This window comes from Streptomyces sp. TG1A-8, assembly GCF_030499535.1.
In the GTDB taxonomy this organism is placed as follows: Bacteria; Actinomycetota; Actinomycetes; order Streptomycetales; family Streptomycetaceae; genus Streptomyces.
Window position 1 is genome coordinate 1,876,306 of sequence record NZ_JASTLB010000001.1, and the last position, 26,434, is coordinate 1,902,739.

Here is a 26,434-nt window from a genome sequence, read left to right on the forward strand (position 1 = left end):
GGTCGGGCGGACCCCGTCCGGCTTGCGCAGCGTGTCCCGGAACAGGGTGGCGTACGGCGCGCGGCGGCCGGCGGCGGGGTGGCCGGCGCAGGCGTTGACGCGCACGCCGGAAGCACCCCCCGTTCACGGGGTGGCGCCCGGTTCGGGGCCGGGTGTCAGCCGGTGGCCGGGGCGGCGGTGTACTCCTCGTCGGTGGCGGGGGCCAGCCGGTGGACGACGTCGTGGTCGGCGTCCGCCTCGTTCGCCGTCCACGGCGCAGACGTGGCGGATCCGGTCCCCGGCCGGCCGCGGACTGGCTCAGCGGGTGGGCCTCCACACGAGCGGATCACAGCCGTGCGGATGAGCGCGGCGAGGGCGAGGGAGCGGCTGTGCGCGGGCCAGGCGATGTGGGTGCGACAGGGGGTGCGTCGGCGAGGGGGACGGCGGTGTGCTCGGCCCACAGCCAGGCGCGGGTGGAGCCGGGGAAGATCGCCGTGGTGCGTCCCAGGCCGATCGGCTGGGCCAGTTGCGTCCGGTCGTGGACCTCCCGAAGACCTGCGCCGGTTCATCCACGAGAACCTGGAGGGCCTCGGCCTCGAAACGCTGGACGCGGTCAACCTCCGACTCGGCGACGCACGGGCCCCCGGCCCGGATCGCTCGCCGGGGCGTTCGGGACACTCGCCGGACTCCAACGGCAGGGCCTGATCCGGCACCTCGGCGTCAGCAACGCGACAGCGGACCAGGTCGCCGAGGCACGCGCGATCGCGCCGATCGTGTGCGTGCAGAACATGTACAACCTCGCCCACCGCCACGATGACGAGCTGATCGACGAACTCGCCGACGGGGGCACCGCCTACGTGCCGTTCTGCCGGACTCACCGGCACGGGCCGTGCGGCCACCGCGGTGGAGGTAGTCCTTGCGGTCGGTCGGCGGGTCGACGTTGACGACGAGGTCGAGGTTGTCCACGTGGATGCCGCGCGCCGCGACGTTCGTCGCGACCCGCCGGGGAGTTCGGCAGCGTCGCGCCCTGGATCGGGAACGGCGCCGTCACGCCCTGCTTGCCGGGTTCGGCCAGTAGCTGCCCGGGCATGTCGAGATCGGCGAAGTCCTGGGCGGCGGGCAGCGCGGGAGTGATCGTCCGGGGAAGCGCGAACTCCCCCTGCACTGCGGGGGTGGCGCGGGCGGGACCGGCTGCCTCGTCACCCGGGGCGGGGTGTCGTGGGCGGGGGGAGGATCACCGCCGTCTGTGAGGCGCAGGCCGGCGCGCCGGCCTGCGCCCCGGATGATGCCGTACGCCCGCGGGGCCGGGTCAGGGTGGTCGACGCATACGACGCGGCCGGTGTGCACCAGCGGGCGCAGTGGTTCGTACAGGCCGGCCCGGCGGGCCGGTGAAGGGGCTGGACATGGGGAACCTGTCGCCGAGTTCCACCTCGTACGCATGGGGGTCCGGCCCCGGACACCGGGCTGTGACTCAGGCGTCGATGATGACGGGGATGATGAGGGGCTTGCGGCGGTGGGTGCGGAACGCCCAGTTCGCCACGGCGCGGGCGATGAGCTGTTCGAGTTGGCGCGCGTCCCCGACGCCTTCCTCGGCCGCGGTGGCCAGGGTCTTCTCGATGACGGGGATGACCGGCTCGAAGGTGGTGTCGTCGTGGACGAAGCCGCGGGCCAGGAAGTCGGGGGCCTCGGCGAGGGCGCCGGTGTCCGCGTCGACGATCGCCACCACCGTGACCACGCCTTCCTCCGCGAGGGTGAGGCGGTCCTTGAGGGAGGCTTCGGTGGCGCCGCCGACTTCCATGCCGTCCACGTAGACGTTGCCGGCGGGGACCTTGCCGGTGATGGACACGCGCCCGTCGACGAGGTCGACGACGACGCCGTCCTCGGCGATGACGACCCGGTCGGGGTCGACGCCGGTGCGGATGGCGAGGTCGCCGTTGGCCCGCAGGTGGCGCCATTCGCCGTGCACGGGCATGACGTTGCGGGGTTTGACGATGTTGTAGCAGTAGACGAGTTCGCCGGCGCTGGCGTGCCCGGAGACGTGCACCTTGGCGTTGCCCTTGTGGACCACGTGGGCGCCCCACCGGGTGAGTCCGTTGATCACCCGGTAGATGGCGTTCTCGTTGCCGGGGATGAGGGAGCTGGCGAGCAGGACGGTGTCGCCCTTGCCGATGCGGATCATGTGGTCGCGGTTGGCCATTCGTGACAGCGCGGCCATCGGTTCGCCCTGGGAGCCGGTGCACACCAGAGTGATCTTGTGGTCCGGGAGCTTCTCCAGCTCTTTCGTGCTCACGATCAGGCCGGAGGGGACCTTCAGATAGCCCAGGTCACGGGCGATGCCCATGTTGCGGACCATCGACCGGCCGACGAAGGCGACCTTGCGGCCGTGCTGGTGGGCGGCGTCCAGGACCTGCTGGATGCGGTGCACGTGGCTGGCGAAGCTGGAGACGATGACCCGGCGCGGCGCGGTGCGCATCACCTGCTCGATCGCCGGGTTCAGCTCACGCTCGGAAGTGGTGAAGCCGGGTACTTCGGCGTTGGTGGAGTCGGTGAGGAACAGGTCCACGCCCTCCTCGCCGAGGCGGGCGAAGGCGCGCAGATCGGTGATGCGGTCGTCGAGGGGGAACTGGTCCATCTTGAAGTCGCCCGTGTGCAGCACCATCCCGGCGCCGGTGCGGATCGCGACCGCGAGGCTGTCCGGGATGGAGTGGTTGACCGCCACGAACTCGCAGTCGAAGGGCCCGAAGCCGCGCCGGTCGCCCTCCCGGACCCGCACCGTGCGCGGCCGGATGCCGTGTTCCTTGAGCTTGGCCTCGAGGAAGGCGAGGGTGAGTTTCGAGCCGACGACCGGGATGTCCCTGCGTTCGCGCAGCAGATAGGGCACGCCGCCGATGTGGTCCTCGTGGCCGTGGGTGAGTACTACGGCCACGATGTCGTCCAGCCGGTCCCTGATCGAGGTGAAGTCCGGGAGGATCACGTCCACGCCGGGCTGGGTCTCCTCGGGGAACAGCACGCCACAGTCGACGATGAGCAGTTTGCCGGAGTGCTCGAAGACGGTCATGTTGCGGCCGATCTCACCCAGGCCGCCCAGGGCGATGACCCGCAGCCCTCCTTCGGGAAGGGGCGGGGCGGCTTTCAGTTCGGGGTGTGGATGACTCATGCCTTGACGTTACCCGGAGAGCGGGACGGGATGATCCATCGCCCGCGCGATCCCTTCTTCCCGACGGAGCGCGGTACCCACACCTGCTGCGCCGGGACGATCGGATGACACCGGCGGCCGGAACAGGGAGTGGTGATCGGCGGTGGGAGGAGCGGCGGTGTCCGCCCTCGGGGCGCAGTGGTGTGATCGGTCGCGCTTCGCCGACGGCGCGGAGGAAGCCGGGAGTGGTGCCGAGCAGCTCGGCGGCCCGGCCCACCGTGTAGGCGGGGTGGTCGTCGTCGAGGGGGCCCAGCGACTCGTCTGCTGCCGTCCCACCTCCCTGTGGAACATGTGGAGGGGCCTTGGTGCCGTACGGCACCAAGGCCCCGAAGGAACTGCAACACCATCTGCCGGCCCTAGTGCTGCGCCGGCCTACTGTTTCCGCCCAGCCGCCGGGTATTCCGACGGGGGTGCGGGGATCGCGGATGCGTGACCGGAGACCACCTGCCTATCGATGTCCTGCGGTACCCGGGCTCGCGTCTTCCGCCCGGGCGATCCTGATGGTGCTCGACTCCTCCGTTCTTCCCTCGGAATCAATCACTTGCAAACAGGGAGTGCGTACTGCTCGTACTGCTGACACCGCGAACTGCTGGTGGCTTTGTACAGCGCCACCTTCCGGCAGCCGGTCCCGTCGCCCATCCTGCGTCTGCTCCGGCTCGGAACCCCACCGCCGAACTCCCCGGCGCGCGCGTCCGCAGCCCGACGCCTTCACCGGGGGCACCTCGATACAGCACTGCTGGCACTGCAACCGCGTCAACTGCGGCCCTGCTCACGGCGGCCCCTCATCACTTCGGGCCACCCGGTCCGGTCGTCAGCCCCGTCGCCGTCGTACGACAACCTGGCTTCGAAACTCCACCACCGCACCGTCATACGGGGACTGCTGCCCGGCAGTTCGTGTCTGCCGGGCCCCGCCGGATTTCGACTACGAGAGAAACCCTAACCATGAGAACCTCGAATGTCTACTCTCATGACTACAGGTTTACTGCTTCTGGACGGTGAGGTCTCCCGCTGGGTCGGTCTGCGCACGCTGGGGCCGTCCGCGGCGCAGCTCCACCGCACGGAGACCCTCGAACCGGTACACCGTGCCGGTGTGGACACCCTCGTCACCGCGCGGACCGTCGGCGGTGGTCTCCGTCGACACGATGCCGCTCCTCGCCGGGGACGCGGCCGGTGCCGCCGGTGGCCTGGTTGATGCCGTACGAGAGACGGCCGGGGTTCTCGTACACGTGCTTGCGGTGCTTGACGGCGACCAGCAGCCACTCGGACTCGCTCAGGTGCAGCAGGAGCGCCCGGTAGCCGGCGTTGACGCGCGCGGAGTACAGGCGGTCGTGGCCTTCGAGTTGCTCCGGCCGCAGGCTGGGGTGCCGGGGGTTGGCACGGAAGTCGTGCTGGAACCCGTGGACGGCGCCGACGATCGCGCGGTCCAGCTCGACGGTCTCCCGGTCGGTCTTCTCCAGCAGGCGCAGGGTGACCTTGGTCGGTGCGGCGGAGGGGATCGTGGTCCTCGTTCGTCTGCTCCCGTGCGGTCCGTGCCGGTGACACGTCGTGCGGGACCGGTGGGATCCCGATGGGCGGCGGGTCCGGGAGGCGGGGCTCGAGCGGGGGGAGCGGATGGCGGTGCCGGAGGCTCCGCCGAAGCCGTCACCAGCAACGGCAACGGCAACGGCAACGGCAACGGCAACCAAGTCCAGGGGGCCGGAAGGACAGGGCGCCGCTAGACCTCCGGCCGGATCTTGCTGCCGATGTGGGCGAGGCGGATCGTGCGTTCCTCCGGGACCAGGCGGAAGTGGATGCGGCCGGCGCCCGGCGTGAACCGGGCGTGCAGGTCGAAGGTGCGTGTTTCCCCGTCCAGGTCGGCGAAACGGCACACGCGCTTGCGGGTCTCGCCCTCCGGGCTGACCTTGCTCCGCCACTCGGGCTCGGCCGTGGCCGCCGGGTCCCACGCGGCGACGGCTTCCTCCAGCCGTTCCAGGGCTCGCCGTACGGGCACCACCCAGTGCGGGTTCAGGCCGCCGAGCTGGCCCTCGACGCGCGGCAGGAAGGTGAGGTGCGGGTAGAGGTCGGTCCGGCCGTCCCAGATCCGCAGGCCGGTGGTGACGCTTTCCCGGCGCGCCTTCCGGATCCACTCCAGGTGTCCGTCGAGATGCGGGTCGGCGGACAGGTGCCGGACGTCGACGGTGTCACGCCGCATCTCCAGCGTGCCCTCGTCGTCCTCGACGAGTTCGGCGCGCTCCAGTGTGACGTGGTCGGTCTGCCACGGGTGGGCCACCGGAAGCTGGAACGGCTGCTCGGCCAGGTGCGCGCGGACCGATCCCTCCGCCAGCGGCATGACGTCCCGGTCGGGGTGGCGGATGTCGTACGCGGCGGCCCAGGTCCGCTGCTCGCCGTCCTCCTCGATGACGAAGCCGACGAGCGGCTCGCGGACGGAGGGGAGTTCCTCCACCGGTCCGAAGTCCTCGTGCAGGACGTCCTGTGCGGTGCCCAGGGTCACGAGATCACCGTTGAGCAGCAGTCCGCCCCCGGCACGTCTGGCCCGGATGAGCATCTGCGTCTCGTACGACTGCCGCAGCAGCCCCAGCGCCTGCAGGACGCTGCTCTTGCCGGAGGAGTTGAGGCCGGTCAGGAGCGTCAGCGGGCCGAGGGGGAGTTCCAGACGCCGGAACGCCTTGAAGTTGATCAGCGTGATGCGGTTGATCACTGCCCGGCCCCGCTCCGCCCCTGGCCGAGCGCCGTCTCCAGAAGTTCCTTGACCGCGTCGAACCGCTTGCGCACCTTCCTGGCGTCACCGGTGCCCACGGAGATGGCACGTTCGAACTCCACGTCCTCCATCAGCTCCGCGAACGCGTCGAGGACGTCGGTCTGCCGCAGCGCCTCGCGGTCGTCGTCACCGAGACTCGCGAGATTGACGGCGACCGCCTCGAAGAGCGCCTTGTTGATGGGCGACTTGCGTTGCTGGTTCCGGCGGTACTTCCGGAAGGCGTGGTGGCCGAAGATCTCCTCGGCCGCGAGCATCGCCGTGAGGAACTCGGTGCGCAGGCGGTTCTCCTCCGCGCTGTCGAGACGGTTCACCTGGTGCATCGCCTCGGCGAGGAACGCGTCGAAGTCACCGGGCTTGTACGCGTGCGGGGAGGTCATCCGGAAGGCCAGGAAGCGAAGGACCATCTCCCGGTCGGCCATCCGGTCACCGACGACGCTGTGACCGGTGGCCCGCCGGAACTCCTCGGTCTCCGCGAGCTCCGCGAGGAGCGTGCGCGCCCGGCCCGAGATGAGCGCGTGCCGGATCTCCTGCCGGGTGAGGGGCTCACCTCCGGTGTTGATGCGCGCGAAGACGTTGAACATCACCGGCTCGGGGGTACCGCGCCGGATGACGTGGACGACGACCTCGGTCTCACGCAGCCGGATCTGGAGTTTCCCGGACAGGTTCGCGAAGCCCGTGCCCTCGAAGTTGCGCAGGTACTCCAGGCCCGTCAGTTTCAGCGGGTCGGCGCCGACCGCCTCGGGCTCCACGAAACGGGCGATGGACGTGAGGCGCTGGATGCCGTCGACGATGGCCCAGCTGCCGTCCTTCTTCTCGGCGGCGTAGAAGGACGGGATGGGGATGCGCAGCAGCAGGGACTCGATGAGCCGGGACTGCTTGCCGTCGGTCCAGATGCCCGCCTTGCGCTGGAAGTCCGGGGCGAGGTCGATCATCTCGTTGCGCAGCCGGGACAACAGCAGGTCGACGGTCGTCGTCCGGGTGTCGATGTCGATGTGCTCGGGGTCGAAGGGAGAGGTGATCTGCTCGATCACCACATCCTCGGCCTCCTCGCGCTCGATGTCGGTCGGCCGGCCGTCGGTGGTGACCTCCACGGAGAACAAGGGGGATTCAAGCTCCCCGGCATCGGTCGCGGCGTCCTGGTACCGCTCGAACACCGACCGTTGGTCCCGTGTACGCCCCTGGCTCTCCTCCAACGCCGCCATGTCCCCTGGTCGCCCTGCCCCTCATGTCCTACGGGATCACCGTGTCCGCCGCGATCGTCCTTCACCCTACCGTCCGTGATCCCACGGTGACGCCCGACCGATCAGGGCAGTGGGGACAGGGCGTCGGGGGGACGGCGCCGGGTGATTCGGCTCCTCGTCCCCGGCCCCGGGTTCCCCGGCGGTGGACGAACCGCCGACGAGGAGCTCCCCGCCCCGGTGCAGGAGGTCCCGCACGGGCGGGCAGATCACGGCCAGGCCGGCCACGCCCGCTGCCGCGAGCAGATCCGGGACCGCTCCCCCGCCCGGGAGGAGGAACGCCCCGGCGAGGGGCCCCACGGCCACCGCGAACCTACCCGCGCCGGCCGGCAGGCGGCCGCTGAGCGGCTCCGGCCCGGCACCGGTCGCGTCGGGCTCCGGCACGTCCGCGAGGAGCCGGGCGTCGAAGACCACCGGGCCGTCCCGCCCGGACCGCGCACGGCGGCTGTGCCGCAGGGCTCCGGTGGCGGGGCGACGGGCGAGGCGGGCGCCCCTGGGGCCGGGAGACGGATGGTGAAGCGGCGGGTGGCGGTACTGCGTTGGGCGCGCTCGGGGCGCGGTGCCCGGGAGTGGGCAATATCGGCGTTCATGTCACGCAGCGTGGTCAGCCCTTTTTACCCTGACCAGTAACGGCGACGCTACACGGAGTGACCATCCGGTCGCTGTCCGGTTCTGTCCGGACGGTGCCGCGTGACGCGGTGCGCCGGTGAGGAGTTGAGCACGAGCGACATGTGGAGGCGTCAGGGACATGGGTGTGACGGAGCAGGGATCTCGGGGCGGTGACGGGATGGAGCCGTACGGCGCGGATGACGAGGAGTCGGCGGCGGTACTGCGGATGGTCGGCAGGATCATCAAGACGTGCCGCGAGCGGAAAGGGTTCACTCAGGCGGAGTTGGGGACGGCCATCGGATACAGCGAGGAGCAGGTGTCCTCGGTGGAGCGGGGGCGGCGGGCGCCGAGTCCGACGTTTCTGGAGGCGGCGGACGAGGTGCTGGACGCCGGTGGGCTGATCGTCGGGCTGAGGAAGGACGTGGAGCAGGCCCGGTACCCGAAGAAGGTGCGGGATCTGGCGAAGTTGGAGGCGGAGGCGGTTGAGATCTGCGCCTACGACAATTCCGTTGTCAACGGGCTCTTGCAGACGGAGGAGTACCTGAGGGCCGTATTCGGGTCAAGGCGGCCGGCGTTCTCGGAGGAGGAGGTGGAGCGGCTTGTCGCTGCGCGGTCGGCGCGGCAGTCGGTCGTTGCCGGAAAGCACATGATCCCGTCTTTCAGCTTCGTGCATGATGAGGCGACACTACGGAGGCGAGTCGGGGGCAGAATGGTGCTACGCCGACAGCTCGAACGGCTGTTGGAAATCGGGCAGATGCGGAACGTGGAGATCCAGGTGCTTCCCATGGATCGTGAGGACAACGCCGGTCTCGGCGGCCCCTTCCACCTACTGCGGCTCAATGAGGGCACCACGGTGGGGCACAACGAGGTTCAACGGACCAGCCGACTGATCTCCGAGCCCAAGGAGATCCAGATCCTTGAGCTCCGCTACGGGGTCCTCCGTGCTCAAGCCCTTCCGCCGCAGGAGTCGCTGGCCTTCATCGAGAACGTCCTTGGAGAGACATGAGCATGAAGCCCCCGGCCGGTCACAGCTTCGAGTTGGCATGGATCAAAAGCAGCTACAGCACCGACGACGGGCCAGCCTGCGTCGAAATCGCTGCCACTCCCGCCACCATCCACGTCCGGGACTCGAAGCACAAGCAGGGACCCCAGCTCGCCTTCGGGCCCCAGCAGTGGGCCGCCTTCGTCTCGTATGCCGCCGATCACTGACGTACGCCCTGCTGACGCCCCGCGTCCGATCCTGCACCGGGCGCGGGGCGTCGGCGTATCCCGGTCGGGTGGACGGCGGAGCGCATGGAGCCAGCACCGCCTACGGGACCTCGTTGCTCTCGTCGGCGCAACAGGTCCTCCGCCCACTACGGAACCGCGACCGGCACGCCCGCGATCACCACGGCCATGTCCGGTCACGATTCACGTGCGGCTCTGTCACCCGTTGAGCGCCACGCACTCCCGGAGCACCGGTTCCAGGCGCAGCTGGGTGTCCTCGCGGTCGAAGACCTGGAGGGCGTCGAGGCAGTTGACGATCCACCGTGCCTCGTCCTCGTCATCGATCTTGAGCGCGACGGCGGTCACCGCGCCTTCCAGGTCGAAGAGGCCGTCCTTGAACTCGTCGTTGAGGGCTCGGTATCCGGCGGCCAGCAGCGGATCCGCGTACACGCCGGTCGCCTCGGCGAATGCGCGGGCCTCAGCCCGGTCCGCGCGGAGGTCGGCCAGACGGCGCAACACCTCGTCGGGGTCGCCCAATTCCTCGTGCAGGCGGTGGGCTCGGTCCACCAGGAGCGGCCAGCCGCCGGTCAGTTCGTGGAGACGGTCCAGGCGGTCCTCCGTGTGGAACACGTTGACGCGCTGGGCCCAGCCGCGCAGGCTGCGGTGGTCATGCCTACGCAGCACCACCGGGGCGGCCGAGGTGGATTCGGTTCCCGTCAGCAGGGAGCGCCACAGGGCGAGCTGGGCGGGGTCGGTCACGAGGACGACCGCGCGGGTGACCCCCGGAGTGGCGGGCAGCAGCGTCTCGGCCAGGTCGACGGCTTCGCGGCAGGTTTCGGGCCGGACCGGCTCCCGGTAGTTGACGAAGTCGCTGATGACGACCCGTCGCTCTCGGGGGCGTCCGCCGGTGAGTTCCTGTTTGTAGACGCTGGGCTTGCCCACGGGTGGCAATGTCCAGCCGTCGATCGGTCCGGCGATCGTACGCAAGGTCCGGGCGACGTCGGTGACTCCGGTGGCGGTGCTGCCGAGGACGACTCGGGTCCGGTTGGACCGCTCGCCCAGGAGGTCGTCGAGCTGGGTGTTGGTCAGCGGAGCCGACCGCCCGTCGGGGAGCTCGGGGCGGCCCTCCTGCACGATGCTCTCCTGCAGTTCACAGTCCTGTTCGGCCCTAAGCAGACGTGCCTCCACCTCGTGGGAGGTACCGATCATGCGCAGGGCGTTGGGACCGCGCAGATGCCAGCCCAGTCCGTCGTGGTTGGGCGCGAGGATACCGAGACCCACCATCTCGGAGAGGTAGGCGCGGAAACCCTCGGTGTCGAGCTGTTCGAACCCCTTGCGCCAGTACGTCTCGCACTCCTCGCGCAACTCGGTGTCGCTCAGCCGCACCTCCAGGCCGTGATGGCGGGCGTGGTACGCCAGCACATTGGCGATCACGTCGTAGCGGTGGTCGAGGCTCAGCGTGTCCTTGAAGGCCGCCGAGATGCCGTCCCGGAGCGCGGCGTCCGACTCCACGATCTCGATGTCGGTCACCTCCACCTCGTAAGGGGGTTCCCCGGCGCCGCGCCGCGTCCGCTTGCGGTGCATCAGCTCGACCAGCCGGTGCCCGAACATCTGCAGCAGGAACGGCTGGTACGAGCAGTAGCCGAGCACACGGTTGACGAGATCCAGGTCCTTGAACTCGAACCCGAGCGCCCGCATCGGCTCGACCAGCAGTTCCGCAGCCGACTGGGGAGCCAGCGGGCCGATCACCTTCGGGGTCTGGGCGAGGTGGCCGAACGGCCCGTTGCTCGCGAGCTTCGAGAAGCGCTGCACAGAGTGAAGTCCTGCGAAGACGACCTTCGCCGCGTCCTTGGTGTCGGACCCGAGGCCCTTGAGCTTCTTGGTCTGGTCGAACCGCGGGGCGTCGGCCTCGAAGAACTGGTCGCACTCGTCGAGCAGGATCAGCAGTCTGCGACGGGAGTCCCCGTCCAGCCAGGTCCGGATGCCAGCGCGCACCCGCTCGGAGGTCTCCTGTCGTTTTCCGCGCCTCTGCGGCCGGTCATCGAGTACCTGTGCCACGGTCAGCTCCCTCAGTAAGACGCTCCACAGCGCCTCCGGCCCGCGCGAGCTGCCCTTGCCGATGTTCTCCTGGTCGAGGTTGACGTACACCGTCTGGTGGTAGCCGGGGCGCTGCTCCGTGAACAGTTCCCCGGCGTCGGCGAGCAGCGCCGACTTGCCCAGGCCCCGGCCGCCGTAGATGACCTGAGTGCCGCGCGGGTCGAGGATGCTCTTGCGTTCGGCGTCGCGGCCGTAGAACATCTCGCCGCCGATCCGGCCGCGCTTCTCCCTGATGTACGGGTTGACGCCGGAGAAGGGCAGCAGGGTCTGCGTGGCGGCGCTGACCTGGCGGTTGCCACGGGCCGCGAGATAGGCGAGGGCCGCGTCGTCCACCACGAGCAGCGGCTGCAACCGGTCCGAACCGGCGGCGAGTTCGACTCGGGCCTCACGGCTCAGCGTGCCGAAGTAGACGACGAGAAGGCTCGCTCCGCTGGTGTCCCGCTCCGCCCAGCTCATGACGACCTTGGCGGGCGGCCTGCCCCAGACCATCATCACCCGCAGGTTGCCGCCCTGCTCCTTGATCTGCGAGCCGAACGCGGGCGCCTTCGCCCTGCCGTTGATCTCCACGCCGGTCGCTTCGAAGAGACGGTACTCCCGCCGGTGCTGGGATCGGTCGTCGAGCGGCCTGGCGCTCTTGGCGTCGTAGCCGAGGAGCTTGAGGAGAGGCGGCACCTGCCGCGTCGGAGCCACCTGGAGCCGGTCCTTCCGTTCGGTGGCGGCAAGCGCGCGCCACTCGTCGAGCGCGTCGGCCGCCAGCGCCGCCTCGTCGGTGGAGAGGCCGCCGTAGTCCAGGACGGGGACCATCGGATGCTTGCCGCCGGACCGGACCAGCTCGACGAGCTCATGGTCGATCCCTCCGGGCAGGCCGTCGGGCACGGCCGGGAAGAACTCGGTCAGATGGGACTCGCCGCCCTCGATCTCCGGGACCGGTTCGCCGATCTCCAGGAAGTAGACGAGGTCGGCAGCGGTGGCCAGGTCGTTCGTCTCCAGGCGCCGCAGGACCTGGGCCCGCTCCTCCACGGAGGGGTCCAGGGCGTCGAGCCGAGCCCGGATCCGGTCCGCCGCCTGCTCCCGGAAGGCCGGCAGGCCACTCCGTACCGTGTCGAGCGCCCGCCGCACGTGCAGTAGGTCGTGTCGGTCGGCGCTTTCGAGGCGGTTGTGGGCGTCGGCGAGCAACTCCTGAAGACCGAGGTCCTGATCCTCGGTCACGGCGCCATCGGCCTGCGCACGGTGCAGCTCGGCGACGAGTGCGTCGTGTGCCTTCCGCAGCTGCGCACGCCGGGCGTTCTCCCTGTCGTCGATCTCGGCTTCCGCGGGCGGGACGAACTCCCCCGCCCCGGCGGCAGGCAGCAGCCCTCGTCCGGCCAGCTCGACGATGTCACGGGCCGCGGTGAACGCGTCGCGGGAGAGCCGCTCGTCCAGAGCCTCCTGCCAGCTCCGGTGGACCGCGGTCAGCAGTTCGTCGGGCGACGGCCACTCGTCACGGGTGTCACACACCTTCAGCAGCTCCGCGTCCAGCACGAGCGCTGGGTCGACGGGACCGCCGGAACGCGTGGTCACGGTGTCGCCGGCCAGCAGGGCGAACAGCTCCTCCATCGAGGCGTGGGCCGCCCAGGCCATCGCGCCCGAGAGGGCGTCCGGGCGCCGCGCCAACCGCTCCAGTTCGCCCAGCGCCGCTTCCCTGCCGTCCAGCAGGGACTGTCGCAGGGAGGAGATCTCCTTGACCGCCCGGTTGCCGTCGGAACGGTCGCCGCGACGGGTGCCGTCGACCGCCAGGCACCACTCCTTGACCAGGCTGACGGCCCGCTCCACGAGATGCACCAGGTCCTGCCGTCCGGAGCCCTGAAGCGGCTTGCCGCTGGACGAGCGGTACTTGCGGTCCATGCGGTCGATCTCGCTGTTGACCTCGGCCAGTTTCGACAGCCGATCGGCCTGCTCCCGCACCTGCTGCAGCGCGTGGCGGTCGTCACCGACGACGGTCGTGAGCAGCGATCCGAGCATCCCGTCGTCGGGGGCGAGCCAGCGCTTGGCGATCTCCGTCGCCCGTGCGAACCGCAGCCGCTGCGGCGCGAGCAGGACACGGCTCTGCTCGCGCAGCTCCCGCAGCCGGACCTCCGTCTCGGAGGCGTCGGCGACCAGTGGCGAGGCGATCAACAAGGCGCCGCTGAGGGCACGGTCGGCAACGGCGGCCGCCGCCTCCCCCAGCCGGTCCGGGAGCCGCGGCACCAGTGCCTTGAGCTGAGCACCCGCAGCGTGGTCGCCGGTGATCAGCGCGGTACGCAGCAGGGCGGGGAGCAGGAGGAGTTCGCTGCCCTCGCTGTCCTGGCCCGCGTATCCGCCGTACTCCTGAAGCAGGTCCGCCGTCAGCCGGGCACTCTGGCTGTCCCCGGAGGTGAGCAGCGCGGCGGCACCGGCCAGGCGGATCGCCGCCACCTGGGGCTCGGGGTGGCCGGCGGCCCTCGCCACATGGTGGGCGAGTCCGAAGCGCCGCTCCACGACCAGCTGCGCCAGGACCCCCTCGACCGCGGCCTCATCGGTGGCGTCGTCCGCCGCCGGGGCCGCTTCCCGGACGGGTGTGTCCTGCACGGGAGAAAGCGTGGGTGCGGCGGGTGTCTGGGCAGGCGCGTCAGCGGACGTGGGGGGCGCCGAGTCGCTGTCGGCGGCCGGCGCGGCGTCTGCGTCGGGGGCGTGGACCGGCTCGGCGGTCGTCGTGGCTTCCGGCCCGGCGGCGGGCTGGGGCGTGATCGCCTCGGTCGGTGCGGCCGACTGCACGGTTCCGTGTTCTGCGGTCGTCTCGGCGTCGGCGGGCTCGACGGTGCCGTGCGCCCCGTCGGTCCCGGCAGGGTGCGGGTCACCGTCCACCGGCTGGTCCAGCGTCAGCTCGGGAGCGATGAGCACCGCCATGGCGCACGTGGGCAGGACCCGTACGACCTGCACCTGCAGGGCCAGGATCTCCGTCGCGGCATCCGCCTGTCGTCCCAACCTGATGAGCCGGGCCAGGGCGGCGAGCGCGGCGCTCTCCTCCCGTTGCGGCTCCTCCCACACCGGCACGTCCAGCAGGCGGCGGGCCGTGCCGCGCACGGCCTCAGCGGCAGCGGCGGCAGCGGCGGAACTGTCCGGGCGACAGGCGACATCCAGCAGTTCCCGCAGCGGCTCGCGGGCCTGGAGGTCACGCTCCCGCGCTGTCCGGTGTGCGCGTGCGGCGCGCGTCATGTCCTCCAGGCGACGAGGCACCCCCTCGATCCCGGCGGCCCGGAACACCGCGTTCACGTCGTTGAAAGCAGTGCTCAGCGCAGCGAGCGGAGCCAGGTCCGCGTCCCGCGGAGGGCGGCCGTCCATGACCGCGTCGGTGACCTTCTCCGCGGCCTGGCGGGCCCCCGCCAGGGCGGACTCCAGCTGCCGACAGGCCTCCTCGGGAGCTGTCCCCGCCTTGGTCCCGGTGTCGTCGGACGCGGGAGCGGTCTCCTCATGCGAAGTACCGGGGTCCGCTACCGCGGTCTCCGGTGCGGGGGCGCTGGTGCCCGGCCGGTCGGCGATGGCAGCGCCCCCTGGTCCACTGTCCTCCGCGAGCACCAGCCCGTCGTCTTCCGCCGCTCCCAGGGCGAAATCGGGGTACGCCTCCACGAGGGGCCGCGCCGCGGCAGCGACGGCGGCGAGCCGGGCCGCCTCCTCGTCGTCGGCCGTCGCGCCGAACCAGTCCTGGTCCGCCGCCCAGGAAAGGATGTGGGCGTCAGTAACGGAGGCGTTGCACCACGCGAACACGGTGACCCGGACCAGCGTGGCGCCCCACCGGGCAACAGGGTCGGAAACCGGCTCCCCGTCGTGCGCCAGGACGAAGTCGCGCACCTGGTTCATCACGGTGACCGTGAGTCCCTTGATCCCGCATGTGCAGGTGTGCTGCCGCGACTCGCGTCGCAGCCTGGTGAGGACGTCTCGGCACAGGGCACTGCTCACCCGTCGAGGAGCCGACATGCGGATGCCCAGACTGGTGAGCAACTCCTGACGGTGCTTGGGTCGCAGGGAGTTGAAGGCGAGTTCCACCATGTCCGCCGTCAGGTCGTTCAGGGCGGCGGCGGCCGGGGACCCCAAGGCGTTGAGCGCGGCGGCCAGGCCTTCCAGGTCCTCGGCCGAGACGCTCGGCGGGGACCACGGTGGCCCTGTGACGACGCGGTAGCGATCCTGCATGTACACGCACTCCGTTTCTGTGGGTGACGGGAAGAAGCCTGTGGGTGACGGGAAGGAGAGAGGGGTCCGGAACCATGGACACGCGAAAGCCGTAAAAGGTCAGCGGCCGCGCGTGTGCTCGGTCACGAACGTGTAGCCGTACGGCAGTTCCCAGCCGTCCGCCTTGCCGAGCCTGCGGCAGTGCTCCCGGAAGGCCGCGCGCTGAACGTCACTGGGCAGACACCCCGGCCGCAGGCGGCGCAGATGACCTGCGACGAACTGAGCGTCGCGCAGTCCCTCGCCGCCCGGTTCGCCACCGTCCCACGGACGTATCACCCGCGGCCTGGCGGGGCGGTAACCGATGAGGGGAATGGTCCGCTGTCCGTCACGCGGCGGGAAGTGCGGCTGCCCCCAGGCGTCCCGGCTGCCGAGGGCCGGCTCCAAAAGACGTTCCGCGAGCAGTCCCGCGACGGCCGAGTCCAGGGCGGCGGCCTGCGACCGGGCGGGTCGGCGCCCATAGACCGCGCTCGGCAGGACCGACCGGTCCATCAGGGCATGACCGTCCAGGGTGAGCAGACCGCAACGGCGCACGGTGCGCATCACCAGTTGCCGGGGACCCAGCCCGACCGCGCTGTCACCGTGGCGGCTGCTGCCCGGCACGTCCTCCCTGGTGAGCACGCGCGGGTCGTAACAGTGCCCCGTCTCACGGTCACCGGCTTGCACGCGTTCCTTCAGCCGCGTCGTAGCGAGGCGAATCACTGTGTCGCCCCGGAGTCGGCGCAGCTCCAGCATCAGGCCGGGGAAGAAGTCACCGGGCCAGACGACTCCCGTCAACCGACCGGACTCTTCGCCGAGTTCGGCCGCGACGTTCTGCACCGCCTCCTTCTCGTCCAACGTCTCACCAGCATGGTCGAGTTCGAGGCGAAGCGTGGGGTGCGCACCGTGGGGCCGGCAAAGCTCCTCCGCGACGAACGGGTGCAGGGGAAACCAGCCGCCGATGAGATGGGCCAGCCGCAGGGGAGCCCGCCAGACGATCTCCTGCGCGTCGCTTCGCAGGAGTTCTCCGGTGCCGAGGGCGTCGTCGGCGAGGGGCGCGTCTACCGGTTCCAGCTCCACTTCCGTTTCCGGCTCCGGCAGTGCGTGCAGTGTGGAGTTCCAGCCGCGCCCGGCCGGGACCAGGGGGTCTCCGGGTGCCTCTGCGTCACCGGGATGGTGGGACCGCCACACCCCTCCCCCCTCGAAGGCATCGTCAAGCGTGATCCGGGAGCCGTTACCGAATAGGCCATGATCGCTGTCCCCTTGGACCACGTCGGCGAGCGCCACGTTCGCCCGGCACACCGCAGCGGCATACCCCGCTCCCCTGAGCCGCTCCGCCGCCCCGGGAAAACCGCGAAGTCGTGGTCCGACCGCTGTGTACACAGTGCTCGGAGCGATGAGGCCGCGTCGCCGCCTCGCCGGGGTGGCCGCGCGCTCGACCGCGGCCACAAAAGACCTGAGGTCGTCGCCGCCCAGCGGTCCGGTGTCCCGCCAGCAGTCCGCGAGGGAGGTACGGGTCATGGCGTAGTGGCCCCAGGTGCGCAACACGGCACTGGAGTCGAGGACACCCCGCACCGTGTCGAGGAGGCCGAGCAGTCCCGCCCGCAGATCGTCGTCGTGCGTGCCGCCCACCAGGGAAGCAAGGGAAACAGGGACGAAGGGGCTGAGAAGCTGCTCCCGAGCCGTCGTCAGGAGATGGTCTGCGTAGGCCGTCAGATCGTCGCGCCGGGCTGCTTGCGGGGACGGATAGCACACGTCGACGACGACATGCCCGTCCTCATTGATCCATCGCCCGCGTGTGCGTAAGCGATGAAGCTGGGCCGGTGACAGGCTCAGTGCCGGACCGAAGGCGTGGAGGTCCGGGACCAGCAGCTCCCTGCGCCGTGGTTCGGCGTCTGCACCCGGCCTGCCCGGGCCCTCGGCGCCCGCGGGCGCCCCCGACACCCAAGCCGGTACGTCACCGAGCGCGCCCACCTCCGGGTGCGCGCCCTCCCGGTAGACGATTTCGGCGTAGAGCGGGTCCGACCCGGTGGCGACACACACCATGGCACCGACCGGGAGCACGGGAGCGCACTCACCGAAGGTGATGACGGGAAAGTCGTCGAGGCACAGCGGGCTTCCGCCGTAGCCGTCGCCGCCGAGCTCGTACCCGAAGTACACGGCGTTGAAGGCGACCGTGGTGTGCACCGGCGCCGGACGGGCCGCGACAACCGCTTCGAGATAGCTCCGCAGTCGACTGCGTTCCCGGCCGGGGACGGCGTCGTAGCCCTCCGTCATGGCAGAGGTCAGGAGAGCCTGGTCACCGTACGGATCCGGCACCCCCGTCCGGCCGCGTTCTCCGATCCCTTTTGCTGACACATACGGGTCCCCACCCATGACACCTCCGCCGCACTACAGGTCGCCCCGGCCCACCTGCGGTGATTCCCGCAGAGTATGCCCATCCTTGGGTTTCCTGTGGCGCTTTCATCACTTTGCGATGGCCCACGACGATCGAATCCGCCCGCCGCGTTCGCGCATCCCGTAGAACCGGAGCGTTAACCTCGGTCTTGCATGAGGGTCCGTCAGCTTGCTGACGGACCCTTTCGGCTCCTTCGGGGCCGAGATTCCTGCGCGTGGGCAGGCTGGTGGCCCGGCTGTCGCGTCGGGTGGGTGCCGGGTCCACGGCTCCGGCGGGTGGTGCTGCTCGTAGGGACGGGAAGCTGCTGGTCAGCCTGGGTTCGGCAGAGTTGCGAGTCGTTGCGGGGCTTGGGTGATCACCTCGGTCCAGGGCCAGTGGGCCGCGAGGCGGAGGACGCGGCGCCGTCCGGTGGTGACGAGCTGTGCGGCGGCGGAGAACAGCCGGAGCCGCAGCCGCCGCGGTTTCCACCGACGGACGTCACCGCTCAGGGCGAGCATCGGCATCCACGCGAGCAGGTCAAGGGAGATCTGGACGATCTCCAGCCAGATCTGATTCTGTGCGGCGTCGTGGAGGGGAAGGTTGCGCAGGCCGGTGGCCCGTGCGGCCCGAATGCGGTCCTCGGCCCCCGCGCGCTGGCGGTGCCGCAGCTCGAGTGCGGCGATCGGGACGCTCTTGGTGTTGGTGGCAAAGGCGGTCAGCCGCATCCCGTCGGCATCGATGATCCGCAACTGGGCTCCGGGGTGCGGCCGTACCTCCGGGGCGATCACCATCGAGATCAGCGCCCGATCGGACTCACCGCCCTGCGGGCCAACTCGGCACGGGACCGCACAGCGGCCGTCACGCCGAGGGCATCAACGACCCGGTGGCACGGTGTCGGACTGGCTCATCGAGGCGGTGCCAACGCTTGCCAGCGTTTCGGCTAGCACCAATGGATTGAGGTAGTCGCGATACGAAACGACCAAACCGTCCCTGATCCGTAGAACGGCGATGATGGTTTGGTGCAAGGGTGCGCCTGTAGGGATGACGGTTCCGTGGGCGTCGTACTCGACGATCACCACCTCTGGGTCGGTGGTCTCATGGATCACTGTGTTGCGGTACTCGTCGAACCTGACCAGAGCCTTGGATTGGGCGTTCAGGAACTCGCGGATCTGCTCGCGGCCCTCCAGTCGACCTGGGAGTCCTTGCGGTTGAAACGGCCACTCGACGTAGCCGTCCGGAGCGATCAGGCTCACGAACGTCTCGGTGTCCATCTCGCGGCCCGCGCGCAAGACCTGCTCAACGACTTCGCACGAGGTGGCAGTCATGTCGGGTCCTTTCATTGAACGATTGTTCATTGAACGACTGTAGAGTGAAGTGGGCTTTCTGTCAACGAACGTAGAATGAAAACGTGACTGAACCGAGTGCCCGCCCCACCAGGGCTCAGCAGCGCCGTCAAAGCGAGCAGCGCATTCTCGCCGCAGCCCGCCAGATCTTCGCCGAGCGCGGCTACGACCGGACCACGATCCGCGCTGTAGCCTCTGCCGCAGGTGTCGACGCCGGTCTGGTTATGCACTACTTCGGCACCAAAGACCTCCTTTTCGCCCGCGCCGTCGAGGGTCCCGTCGATGAGTTGCCCGGTGACGTCTCGGACGAAGTGATCGAGGCACTGTTGACATCCCTGAGCAGGCGCCTGACCGATGAGCCGGTGGCCTCCCTGGCCGTCCTACGCTCGATGCTCACGAACGCTGATGCCGCCGACCGTTACCGCGCCGCTGGGGAGGTTCAGCTCAGCCGTCTCACCGAGGCGCTACCGGCACCCGACGCCAGCCTGCGCGCGAGCCTGCTCAGCGCGATCGTGCATGGGGTGATCGCCGAGCGATATCTTCTGCGTCTCACGCACCTCGCGGATGCCTCACCCGAGCAGATCATCAACTTGCTGCGCCCGTGCTTCCACAGTCTGGCCACCCCCTCGACGGACCCGTGAGCAGGCGCAGGGCAACCGCTCCCTTGCATGGCCAGCCTCGCCCTTGCAGGAAGAGTTGCTCGCCCTGCCGATAACACACACCGCAACCGGCAAGCCCCGGACGCCGGACCTGCGGGTCGTCAACGTGATCCGATGTGTTCACTCCCGCTCTTGCAGTAGACCGAGGCCCGGGTCGACGCGGCCGACGACAACGACTGGCCCGTCCGCATCGATTGCCGCTGCCGTCCGGTCGACTCGGCACTCCAGTCGAGGTCGCCCGTTCGGTGTCAACGGCTCGATGCGGGCCCACTGGGCGTCAGTCAACGACACACATCAACCACAGCAGGTACCTGAGGAACTGCCCCACGGGCCGCTGACCAGCAACGATGAGACGGCCGAGCTCGCCTCCCTGTTGGGACCGGCCATTAGGAACCGGCCAAAATCCTCACCAGGCCACCGCACCGTACCGGTCACGGAAGGTTCCGGTAGGACCGTCCACTCCGACGGTGGCGAGTTCGACAATTGCGTCGGTCCCCTCGGTCACCGTCTGCGGGCCGCTGTGAGCATTGAAGTCAGTCGCTGTGTAGCCGGGGCCGGCCGCGTTCACCTTCATGTCCGGCCACGACTTCGCATACTGCGCGGTCAGCATGGTCACGGCTGCCTTCGACGCCGTGTGGAGCGGTGCGATGGCCCGGCTCTCGGCGCACTCGGCGTCGTGGGCGGCCGCGAAGGAGCCCATGGCGCTCGACACGTTGACGATGACCGGGTTCTCGGACTTCCGCAGGAGAGGCGGGAACGCATGCGTGACGCGGACGATCCCCACGACATTGACGTCGAACACCGCAGTGGCGTCAGCGGCCGTGACCTGGTCAGCGGTGCTGTGGGTGCCGGGAACTCCTGCGTTGTTGATCAGGACATCGATGTTCCCCTCGTGGGCTTCGACGTCGGTGACGGCCGCAGTCACGGACGCATCGTCGGTCACGTCGATCTGCACGAAGCGGGCACCGAGTGCCCCGGCGGCAGCCCGGCCGCGCTGCGGATCACGCGCACCGACGATGACCGTATGGCCCGCCTCAATCAGCCGGTATCCGAGGGACTCGTGGGCACCTGTGACGAATGTGGTCGTCACGTATTCACCTCCCATCGATGACGGGAGAAGAACCAGTGCCCTCTGCGACGGCAGGACTGCCGGTACCAGGCACAACGGTCATCCAGCGGTGGCGCGACCGGCTACCTCCCATAGATGTCGGGCGGACTGCGCGGTGGACGGCATGCCGGCTGCCCGTCGACTACGTGACACGTCTGGAACAGGAGATTGCCGCGACCCCTTCGGTGAAGGTTGTCGCGAACACCAGTCACGGCCGGCGACGTACCCAACCCGATCGGGCCCTTGGCGGACGAGACGTGATGCGTCCGATGCGATCCGGGCCTGGCACCGTCGCCTTGTCGCCGTTTACGAGCGTGCCGACCAGGTCACCATTCGGTTCAAGTAGTCCCGTACTGTCGCCACCGATGCGAAAAGCCGGCCACCCGCTACCGCGGTAGATTGCATCTCGACTTACACGTGCACTCCACCGGCACGCTGCGGCGGCAGTCGGCCAACCGGCGAACAGTCACCGAAACCCTGGGCCGCACGGTGCGCTACCAGCAGATGCCGCTCACGGACTTCCAGCTGGTAGGTCGCGACGGCGGCTTTGCTTCCCCTACGCCCCCGGCATGCGGTCGACGGCGCGCAGGGCGTCCCACTGGGCGAGGCCCCCTCCGGATCTCGTACAATTCGGCATCCATCGTGCGGTGGTTTCACTACTGTGCACCCTTAATCGCCAGCATGAGCGACCTGGCGCCCCTCGGTCGGCTCGGCGCCTTGAACGTCCCCACGCTCGTGGTGTGGGGCGAGAGCGACGAGATCGTCGCCGGGCGTACGGGCGGGCCGTCGCACGTGCTGTGGCAGGCGCACAGTTCGCCGCGCTCCCGAAGGCCGGCCACCTCCCGCACCTCGAAGCCCTCGACGCGACCTGGGCGGCCATCGGCCCGTTCGCGGCAAAGTCGTAGCGCACTCCACACGGGGGGCCCTTCTCCGCATGCATACGGACGGGTCAGCCCAGGTGACTGCCCGCCCAGGCAACAGATCCCGGTGCCGGGCGGGCAGCACTGTGCCGTCGTGCGCGACCGCCAGGACACCTCCACAACCTGTGCCGCGTCGAAGAACCGTTTGGCCGGGGCCAAGCTCGCCATCGCCCAGCTCACCGGCGTCCGCCCCCGTCCCGCCCGCCCCGCCCGGCTCGCCTGGTTGCCGCTTGCTTACTTCGCTGCGCCGCCAAGCCGCCACAGATCACCCAGCTCCGGGCCGCGTGTCGGGCGACGCAAGCCTGGTCCTGCGGAGGCAACTTGCGCGACTAAGCAACCTGATATAAGGTTCCTTATATACAGATCCTCGCGAGAAGAGAGAAGCCATGAGTAAACCGGTAGCCGCTGGCAGCCTGCGGCCCACCCGCACCGAAACCGCCACGCTCGACGTCAGCTCCATGGGCCCGGTCGACGTGACCCTGCAGGATCGCGACCGCACCCGTCCGTTCCTGCTGCTGCACGGCGGTGGCGGTCCGGCGACCATGACGGGTTTCGCCGACCTGCTGGCCGAGCGGACCCACTCCCGCGTACTGCTGCCGACGCACCCCGGCTTCTGCGGCACCCCGAGGAACTCCGCGCTCACCAGCGTTTCCGACCTTGCGAAGGTCTATGTGGCGATGCTGGAGACGCTCGACTTGAGTGACGTCACCGTGATCGGCAATTCATTCGGCGGTTGGTTGGCCGCCGAGATCGCCCTCCAGGGCAGCCCGCGCGTCAGCGGAGGAGTGATCATCAATGGAATCGGCATTGAGGTCGACGCCGCTGCGGCCACTGACGTCAGCGGCCTGACGCCCGCCGAAGTCCTGGCCCACTCCTTCCACGACCCCCGCAAGGCCCCCATGCCGTCGAGCACCGGTGGCACGAGGCCGGGCCCGGACATTCCCGCGCTCATCGGCTACACGGGTCCCACGATGTCCGACCCGACGCTCGCCAAGCGGCTCAGCGACACACACGTGCCGTTCCATGTGCTGTGGGGAGAAAGCGACCGCATCGTCACTCCGGACTACGGCAGGGCCTACGCGGCCGCGATCCCGATGTCGACGTTCACGCTGCTGCCCCGCACGGGCCACATGCCACAGGTTGAGACACCCGAGGAACTGCTGGGCACCCTGCTCGACCTCGGCAACAAGTGACCACCCTCACGCACCCCTCAGCCAAGGAGAACCCCTCATGAGTGCACCCCTGAAGGTGACCCGGATCGACCATGCCTGCCAGCTGATCGAGTTCGGTGAGATCCGTGTACTGACTGACCCCTGGTTCACCCAGACCGCGAACTACTATCCGGGCGAACCGACGCATCTGACCGTCGCGGAACTCGGCCGCGTCGACGCCGTCGTCGTCAGTCATGAGCATTACGACCACTGTGACCTCGACTCCCTCGTCGCCGGCGGCTTGGACCTGGACACCCCCCTGATCGGGCCCGGTACTGTCGCGCCCATCGCGCGGAGCAAGGGTTTCCGCAACGTCCGGGCCGTCGAAGCGTGGGAGGCCACCAGCGTCGGGGACCTTACCGTGACGGCAACACCGGGCCAGCACGGCGTCCACGAGGTCACCTTCGTCATTCAGGCCCATGGACGCACGGTCTTCTTCGGAGGCGACTCGCTCCGGGTTCCCGAACTCGACCTCGTTCCGGAGCGGTTCGGCCACATCGACCTGGCCATCCTGCCGATCAACGGCCTGTGCGTCAGGCCGCTGAACCTTGAGCAGTCCGTCATGAACGCCGAGCAGGCCGCAGGTCTGACGGCTGTTCTCAAGCCCACCCTCGCCGTGCCGCACCACTACGCCTTCCACAGCGGTCGGCTCGGTGACCAGGTCATCACCAAGACCGACCGGGATCCCCGCCACTACGCCGACGCGGTCGCCCGCATCGCGCCGGAGATCGACGTCCGGATCGTCCTGCCCGGGATCGAGGTGACGGTGCCGTGAAAGGAGCGGCCGCACCGACATCCGGAGATCGGTGACGAGCTCCGGCCGGGGGAGAGGTGTGAGGCGCCGTCCTTGAGGACGGTGAGCGCAGCTCAGGAGGCTCGGCAGCTGCCTCACCTCCTAGGATGAGGAGATGTAGCCGAGGATACCGAGAGTTAAGGGCGACCATGGGTGCCGTGACGTTGCAGGACGTAGGGCTGGCGGTCAAGCGGCTGCAGTGGTATCACCATCGCACGGTGAACACCCAGTTGGGTGAGCTCGGCCTGTCTTTGTCACAGTGGGATGTGCTGAGGCACCTGCACGCGCAACCAGCTGCTTCCTTGCATGCGCTCGCGGTGCTGACGTTCCAGACGGACCAGTCGATGGGCACGCTGGCGGGCCGGATGATCAATCGAGGGCTCATCGAACGTGTCGACGGACCGGGCCGCGCCGTACGACACCGCCTCACTGCAGAGGGAGAACGGCTCCGGGTCGAAGGAGCCGCTGTCGTCGACCGCGTCATGAAAGACACGCTCGGCGTACTGACGCCAGAAGAACTTTCAACGCTGCACGAGCTGCTGCTCAAGGCAAACCAGGGGGACACCATCTGAACGGTGCCGCCTCCCCGTTCTCGCCGCGGTCGGCCGAATTTGGTCCCGTAAGGTCCCCAGCGGCAGCGCATGGGGAACGCAGCGGAAGCGCGCACCACCGCACCCTCACCACACGGTCGCGCAGCCGAACACCGATCCGCCGCGAGCACCTGGTCGTCGACTGCCGAAAGCCTGCCCCTGTCGATGACCTCGCCGCCGTCGCCCCACCCCCACGTGCCACCACACATTCACCCGCCGAAACAGCCGCCCAGAAGACTTGAACCAAGGCCCCAGAGGGTGCACAGGCCGCCATCGACCCCAGGTGAGCCGGGGTCATGGAGATCCTTTTTGAACCGGTCGGGCACTTCCGCCGTCGTATCTGCGACCGGACTTCGCCGGCAGCTGTCCGAGAGCCCGGCTTCGAAGACCTGACGGCCTCGGGGCCACCTGGCTCACCGCGTCTGACGATCACACCTGGCCGGTCACATCGCCAGGCTTCGCGGACGGTGTCGTGCTCGGTGTGCAGGGCTCGGCTCGAGGAACTGTCCGGACCGCGTGTCCTGCTGGGGCAGCCCAGAGACTCCCGTCGCCGCGACCCACTAATACGCGAGCTCCCCGATGCCGCCGTCCACGCGCAGTACTGTGCCGGCGGTGTAGGCGGACTCGTCTGAGGCGAGATAGACAGCCGCCTTCGCCATCTGGGTTGCGGTCCCCAGGCGGTGGAGGGGAACGGTTCGCCGGATTTCCTCGTAGAGGGCGGCTTGACGCTCGGGACCGAGTGGCCCGAACGCATTGGTGACGGTAGGCCCCGGACTCAGTCCGTTGACGCGGACACCCCGATCCTTCAACTCATGGGTCAGCCCGCGAGCGTAGGAGAGCAGGCCTGCCTTGGCCGCACCGTAGACCGTCGCGTTCTCGTGTCCGACGAAAGCGGAGACCGAACCGACGAGAATGATCGAGGATTGTTGCGAGAAGAGCGGCAGCAGTGCTCTGACCAGGAAAAACGGTGCTTTGAGATTGGTCGCGAGGAGTCTGTCGAATGCCTCCTCTGTCCACTCCTCGATGGGGAGGTGGGTGACGTCGGCGGCGTTGCTCATCAGGATGTCGAGCTTGGGCCACTCTGCCTGCAGCCGTGATGCCAGTGCTGTTTGGCCTCGTACGTCGCCGGCGTCGCTGACGATCGTCAGCAGCGGTCCCTCCAGTTGCCGAGCGGCCTCCTCCAGTCTTTCCCGGGAGCGGCCGGTGATGGCGACGGATGCCCCCTCGGCGAGGAACTCGCGGGCCGTCTCAAGGCCGATGCCGCTCGTCCCCCCTGTGATCAGTGCGTGCTTTCCCTCAAGACGTCCCATGAACTCATTTCCTTCGACTCGGCGCCGAGGCGCGTGGCGCGTGGTGCAACAACGTTGGCGGGCTGTTCAGATCGCGGTTCGGCCACCGTCGGCGGCAACGATCGCCCCGGTCACGTAACTGGCCCGGTCGCTGGCGAGAAAGGCGATCACCTGTGCCACTTCGGCCGGGTCGGAGGTGCGCTTGAGCGCGGTGGTCAGGCCCATGCCGCCCAAATCCGGGCCCATCGCCGCGACCACCTTCGAGGTGCGCATCGGGCCTGGGGCGACCGCGTTGACCCGTACGTCCAACGGGGCGAACTCCGCCGCCCAGGTGCGGGTCAGCGATTCGAGCGCCGCCTTGGTGGCGCCATAGACAGCCATTCCCGGCATGCCGAGACCGGCCGCGGTGGAGCTGACGTTGACGATGCTGCCGCCGCCGTTGACGGCCATTCTCGGCGCGAGCAGCGCGGTGAGCAGAAACGGTGCGCGCACATTGACCGCGAAGGCGGCGTCATGGCTCGCGAGGTCCTGTTCGATGGTCGGGCCGAACGTCATGACGCTCGCGTTGTTGATCAATATGTCCACGGCTCCGGCGTCCTCGCCCAGCTGCTGCACGGCCGCCGGATCCGCCAGATCGGCTGCGACAAAACGCACCCTCCCGACGGATCCGGCGCCGACCGCGCGAAGGTCGTCCACGACCTGGGTACCGCGCTCCGGATCGGTACCGGTGATGACCAGGTCGGCTCCCGCCGCGGCCAGCACCTTGGCCGTCGCGTGCCCGAGTCCGCCGACCGTGCCGGATCCAGTGATGAGCGCCGTCTTTCCCGCCAACTCCATTGTTTCGCCCTTCGTGCCCGACAG

Annotated in this window: 17 protein-coding genes and 6 pseudogenes; 7 read left to right on the forward strand and 16 right to left on the reverse strand. The window is 69.3% G+C overall.

All coding sequences use genetic code 11. From position 1 onward, the window contains the following. Positions 1-329 precede the first annotated feature (329 nt). Positions 330-526, reverse strand: a pseudogene (locus QQY24_RS07695) (LysR family transcriptional regulator); the annotation flags it as partial. Between QQY24_RS07695 and QQY24_RS07700 the strand changes: the two are divergent. After that, positions 526-845, forward strand: a pseudogene (locus QQY24_RS07700) (aldo/keto reductase); the annotation flags it as partial. The pseudogenes QQY24_RS07695 and QQY24_RS07700 sit on opposite strands and share 1 nt — an antisense overlap. Before the next feature lies 1 nt (position 846). Here the strand turns inward: QQY24_RS07700 and QQY24_RS07705 are convergent. The 8 genes and pseudogenes from QQY24_RS07705 to QQY24_RS07740 form a co-directional block, all read right to left on the reverse strand. Continuing rightward, positions 847-978 (reverse strand): annotated as a pseudogene (locus QQY24_RS07705) (helicase-related protein); the annotation flags it as partial. After that, positions 971-1,147, reverse strand: a pseudogene (locus QQY24_RS07710) (ATP-dependent helicase); the annotation flags it as partial. The pseudogenes QQY24_RS07705 and QQY24_RS07710, both read right to left, overlap by 8 nt. 303 nt (positions 1,148-1,450) lie before the next feature. Continuing rightward, the gene (locus QQY24_RS07715) at positions 1,451-3,136 is read right to left on the reverse strand and encodes a ribonuclease J (RefSeq protein WP_301971929.1); all 1,686 of its coding nucleotides are present in this window, start codon (positions 3,134-3,136) and stop codon (positions 1,451-1,453) included. Positions 3,137-3,281: 145 nt separating this feature from the next. After that, positions 3,282-3,428 (reverse strand): annotated as a pseudogene (locus QQY24_RS07720) (MerR family transcriptional regulator); the annotation flags it as partial. Between the two features lie 726 nt (positions 3,429-4,154). Further along, entirely contained in the window at positions 4,155-4,316 is a 162-nt protein-coding gene (locus QQY24_RS07725; protein ID WP_301971930.1) for a hypothetical protein, read from the reverse strand. Next, on the reverse strand, positions 4,279-4,860 hold the full coding sequence (locus QQY24_RS07730) for a type II toxin-antitoxin system RelE/ParE family toxin (protein WP_301971931.1): 582 nt from the start codon (positions 4,858-4,860) through the stop codon (positions 4,279-4,281). The genes QQY24_RS07725 and QQY24_RS07730 overlap by 38 nt, the downstream gene beginning before the upstream one ends. 29 nt (positions 4,861-4,889) lie before the next feature. Further along, complete coding sequence (locus QQY24_RS07735) at positions 4,890-5,873, reverse strand: AAA family ATPase (RefSeq protein ID WP_301971932.1); 984 nt, start codon at positions 5,871-5,873, stop codon at positions 4,890-4,892. Beyond that, positions 5,870-7,087: a DUF262 domain-containing protein gene (locus QQY24_RS07740; RefSeq protein WP_301971933.1), complete on the reverse strand. Its 1,218-nt coding sequence runs from the start codon at positions 7,085-7,087 to the stop codon at positions 5,870-5,872. Before QQY24_RS07740 ends, QQY24_RS07735 begins: the two co-directional genes overlap by 4 nt. An 832-nt stretch (positions 7,088-7,919) precedes the next feature. On the opposite strand from QQY24_RS07740, the gene QQY24_RS07745 reads away from it, so the two are divergent. Continuing rightward, positions 7,920-8,786: a helix-turn-helix transcriptional regulator gene (locus QQY24_RS07745; RefSeq protein ID WP_301971934.1), complete on the forward strand. Its 867-nt coding sequence runs from the start codon at positions 7,920-7,922 to the stop codon at positions 8,784-8,786. After that, positions 8,783-8,989, forward strand: a complete 207-nt coding sequence (locus QQY24_RS07750; protein ID WP_301971935.1) for a DUF397 domain-containing protein — start codon at positions 8,783-8,785, stop codon at positions 8,987-8,989. Before QQY24_RS07745 ends, QQY24_RS07750 begins: the two co-directional genes overlap by 4 nt. A gap of 216 nt (positions 8,990-9,205) precedes the next feature. Here QQY24_RS07750 and QQY24_RS07755 read toward each other — a convergent pair whose 3' ends face one another. The 4 genes and pseudogenes from QQY24_RS07755 to QQY24_RS07770 all read right to left on the reverse strand — a co-directional run bounded on the left by QQY24_RS07755 (position 9,206) and on the right by QQY24_RS07770 (position 18,985). Further along, entirely contained in the window at positions 9,206-15,268 is a 6,063-nt protein-coding gene (locus QQY24_RS07755; protein ID WP_301971936.1) for a hypothetical protein, read from the reverse strand. A gap of 99 nt (positions 15,269-15,367) precedes the next feature. Further along, positions 15,368-17,560 carry a hypothetical protein gene (locus QQY24_RS07760; protein WP_301971937.1) on the reverse strand — a complete coding sequence of 731 codons (2,193 nt, stop codon included), beginning with the start codon at positions 17,558-17,560 and terminating at the stop codon, positions 15,368-15,370. Positions 17,561-17,989: 429 nt separating this feature from the next. Beyond that, positions 17,990-18,457 (reverse strand): annotated as a pseudogene (locus tag QQY24_RS07765) (transposase); the annotation flags it as partial. A gap of 75 nt (positions 18,458-18,532) precedes the next feature. Then, complete coding sequence (locus QQY24_RS07770; protein WP_301971938.1) at positions 18,533-18,985, reverse strand: nuclear transport factor 2 family protein; 453 nt, start codon at positions 18,983-18,985, stop codon at positions 18,533-18,535. An 83-nt stretch (positions 18,986-19,068) separates the two neighbouring features. On the opposite strand from QQY24_RS07770, the gene QQY24_RS07775 reads away from it, so the two are divergent. Further along, entirely contained in the window at positions 19,069-19,644 is a 576-nt protein-coding gene (locus QQY24_RS07775; RefSeq protein ID WP_301971939.1) for a TetR/AcrR family transcriptional regulator, read from the forward strand. 424 nt (positions 19,645-20,068) lie between these two features. On the opposite strand, the gene QQY24_RS07780 is transcribed toward QQY24_RS07775, so the two are convergent. Continuing rightward, on the reverse strand, positions 20,069-20,752 hold the full coding sequence (locus QQY24_RS07780) for an SDR family NAD(P)-dependent oxidoreductase (protein ID WP_301971940.1): 684 nt from the start codon (positions 20,750-20,752) through the stop codon (positions 20,069-20,071). Between the two features lie 1,324 nt (positions 20,753-22,076). Here QQY24_RS07780 and QQY24_RS07785 point away from each other — a divergent pair. From QQY24_RS07785 to QQY24_RS07795, 3 genes are all read left to right on the forward strand, one after another. Then, the gene (locus QQY24_RS07785) at positions 22,077-22,883 is read left to right on the forward strand and encodes an alpha/beta fold hydrolase (RefSeq protein ID WP_301971941.1); all 807 of its coding nucleotides are present in this window, start codon (positions 22,077-22,079) and stop codon (positions 22,881-22,883) included. Between the two features lie 37 nt (positions 22,884-22,920). Then, positions 22,921-23,676, forward strand: coding sequence for an MBL fold metallo-hydrolase (locus QQY24_RS07790; protein ID WP_301971942.1), 756 nt, complete (start codon positions 22,921-22,923; stop codon positions 23,674-23,676). A gap of 167 nt (positions 23,677-23,843) precedes the next feature. Then, positions 23,844-24,266, forward strand: a complete 423-nt coding sequence (locus tag QQY24_RS07795) for a MarR family winged helix-turn-helix transcriptional regulator (RefSeq protein WP_301971943.1) — start codon at positions 23,844-23,846, stop codon at positions 24,264-24,266. Between the two features lie 578 nt (positions 24,267-24,844). On the opposite strand, the gene QQY24_RS07800 is transcribed toward QQY24_RS07795, so the two are convergent. Next, positions 24,845-25,594 carry an SDR family oxidoreductase gene (locus QQY24_RS07800; protein ID WP_301971944.1) on the reverse strand — a complete coding sequence of 250 codons (750 nt, stop codon included), beginning with the start codon at positions 25,592-25,594 and terminating at the stop codon, positions 24,845-24,847. 66 nt (positions 25,595-25,660) lie between these two features. Beyond that, positions 25,661-26,410: an SDR family NAD(P)-dependent oxidoreductase gene (locus tag QQY24_RS07805; RefSeq protein WP_301976172.1), complete on the reverse strand. Its 750-nt coding sequence runs from the start codon at positions 26,408-26,410 to the stop codon at positions 25,661-25,663. Positions 26,411-26,434 lie beyond the last annotated feature (24 nt).

Excerpts from the sequence above, each read along its gene's own strand:
- QQY24_RS07760 (WP_301971937.1), bottom strand. The coding sequence starts at position 17,560 with ATGACGGAGGGCTACGACGCCGTCCCCGGCCGGGAACGCAGTCGACTG.
- QQY24_RS07785 (WP_301971941.1), top strand. The coding sequence starts at position 22,077 with ATGAGTAAACCGGTAGCCGCTGGCAGCCTGCGGCCCACCCGCACCGAA.
- QQY24_RS07745 (WP_301971934.1), top strand. The coding sequence starts at position 7,920 with ATGGGTGTGACGGAGCAGGGATCTCGGGGCGGTGACGGGATGGAGCCG.
- QQY24_RS07805 (WP_301976172.1), bottom strand. The coding sequence starts at position 26,410 with ATGGAGTTGGCGGGAAAGACGGCGCTCATCACTGGATCCGGCACGGTC.
- QQY24_RS07795 (WP_301971943.1), top strand. The coding sequence starts at position 23,844 with ATGGGTGCCGTGACGTTGCAGGACGTAGGGCTGGCGGTCAAGCGGCTG.
- QQY24_RS07800 (WP_301971944.1), bottom strand. The coding sequence starts at position 25,594 with ATGGGACGTCTTGAGGGAAAGCACGCACTGATCACAGGGGGGACGAGC.
- QQY24_RS07715 (WP_301971929.1), bottom strand. The coding sequence starts at position 3,136 with ATGAGTCATCCACACCCCGAACTGAAAGCCGCCCCGCCCCTTCCCGAA.
- QQY24_RS07755 (WP_301971936.1), bottom strand. The coding sequence starts at position 15,268 with ATGCAGGATCGCTACCGCGTCGTCACAGGGCCACCGTGGTCCCCGCCG.
- QQY24_RS07790 (WP_301971942.1), top strand. The coding sequence starts at position 22,921 with ATGAGTGCACCCCTGAAGGTGACCCGGATCGACCATGCCTGCCAGCTG.
- QQY24_RS07750 (WP_301971935.1), top strand. The coding sequence starts at position 8,783 with ATGAGCATGAAGCCCCCGGCCGGTCACAGCTTCGAGTTGGCATGGATC.
- QQY24_RS07770 (WP_301971938.1), bottom strand. The coding sequence starts at position 18,985 with ATGACTGCCACCTCGTGCGAAGTCGTTGAGCAGGTCTTGCGCGCGGGC.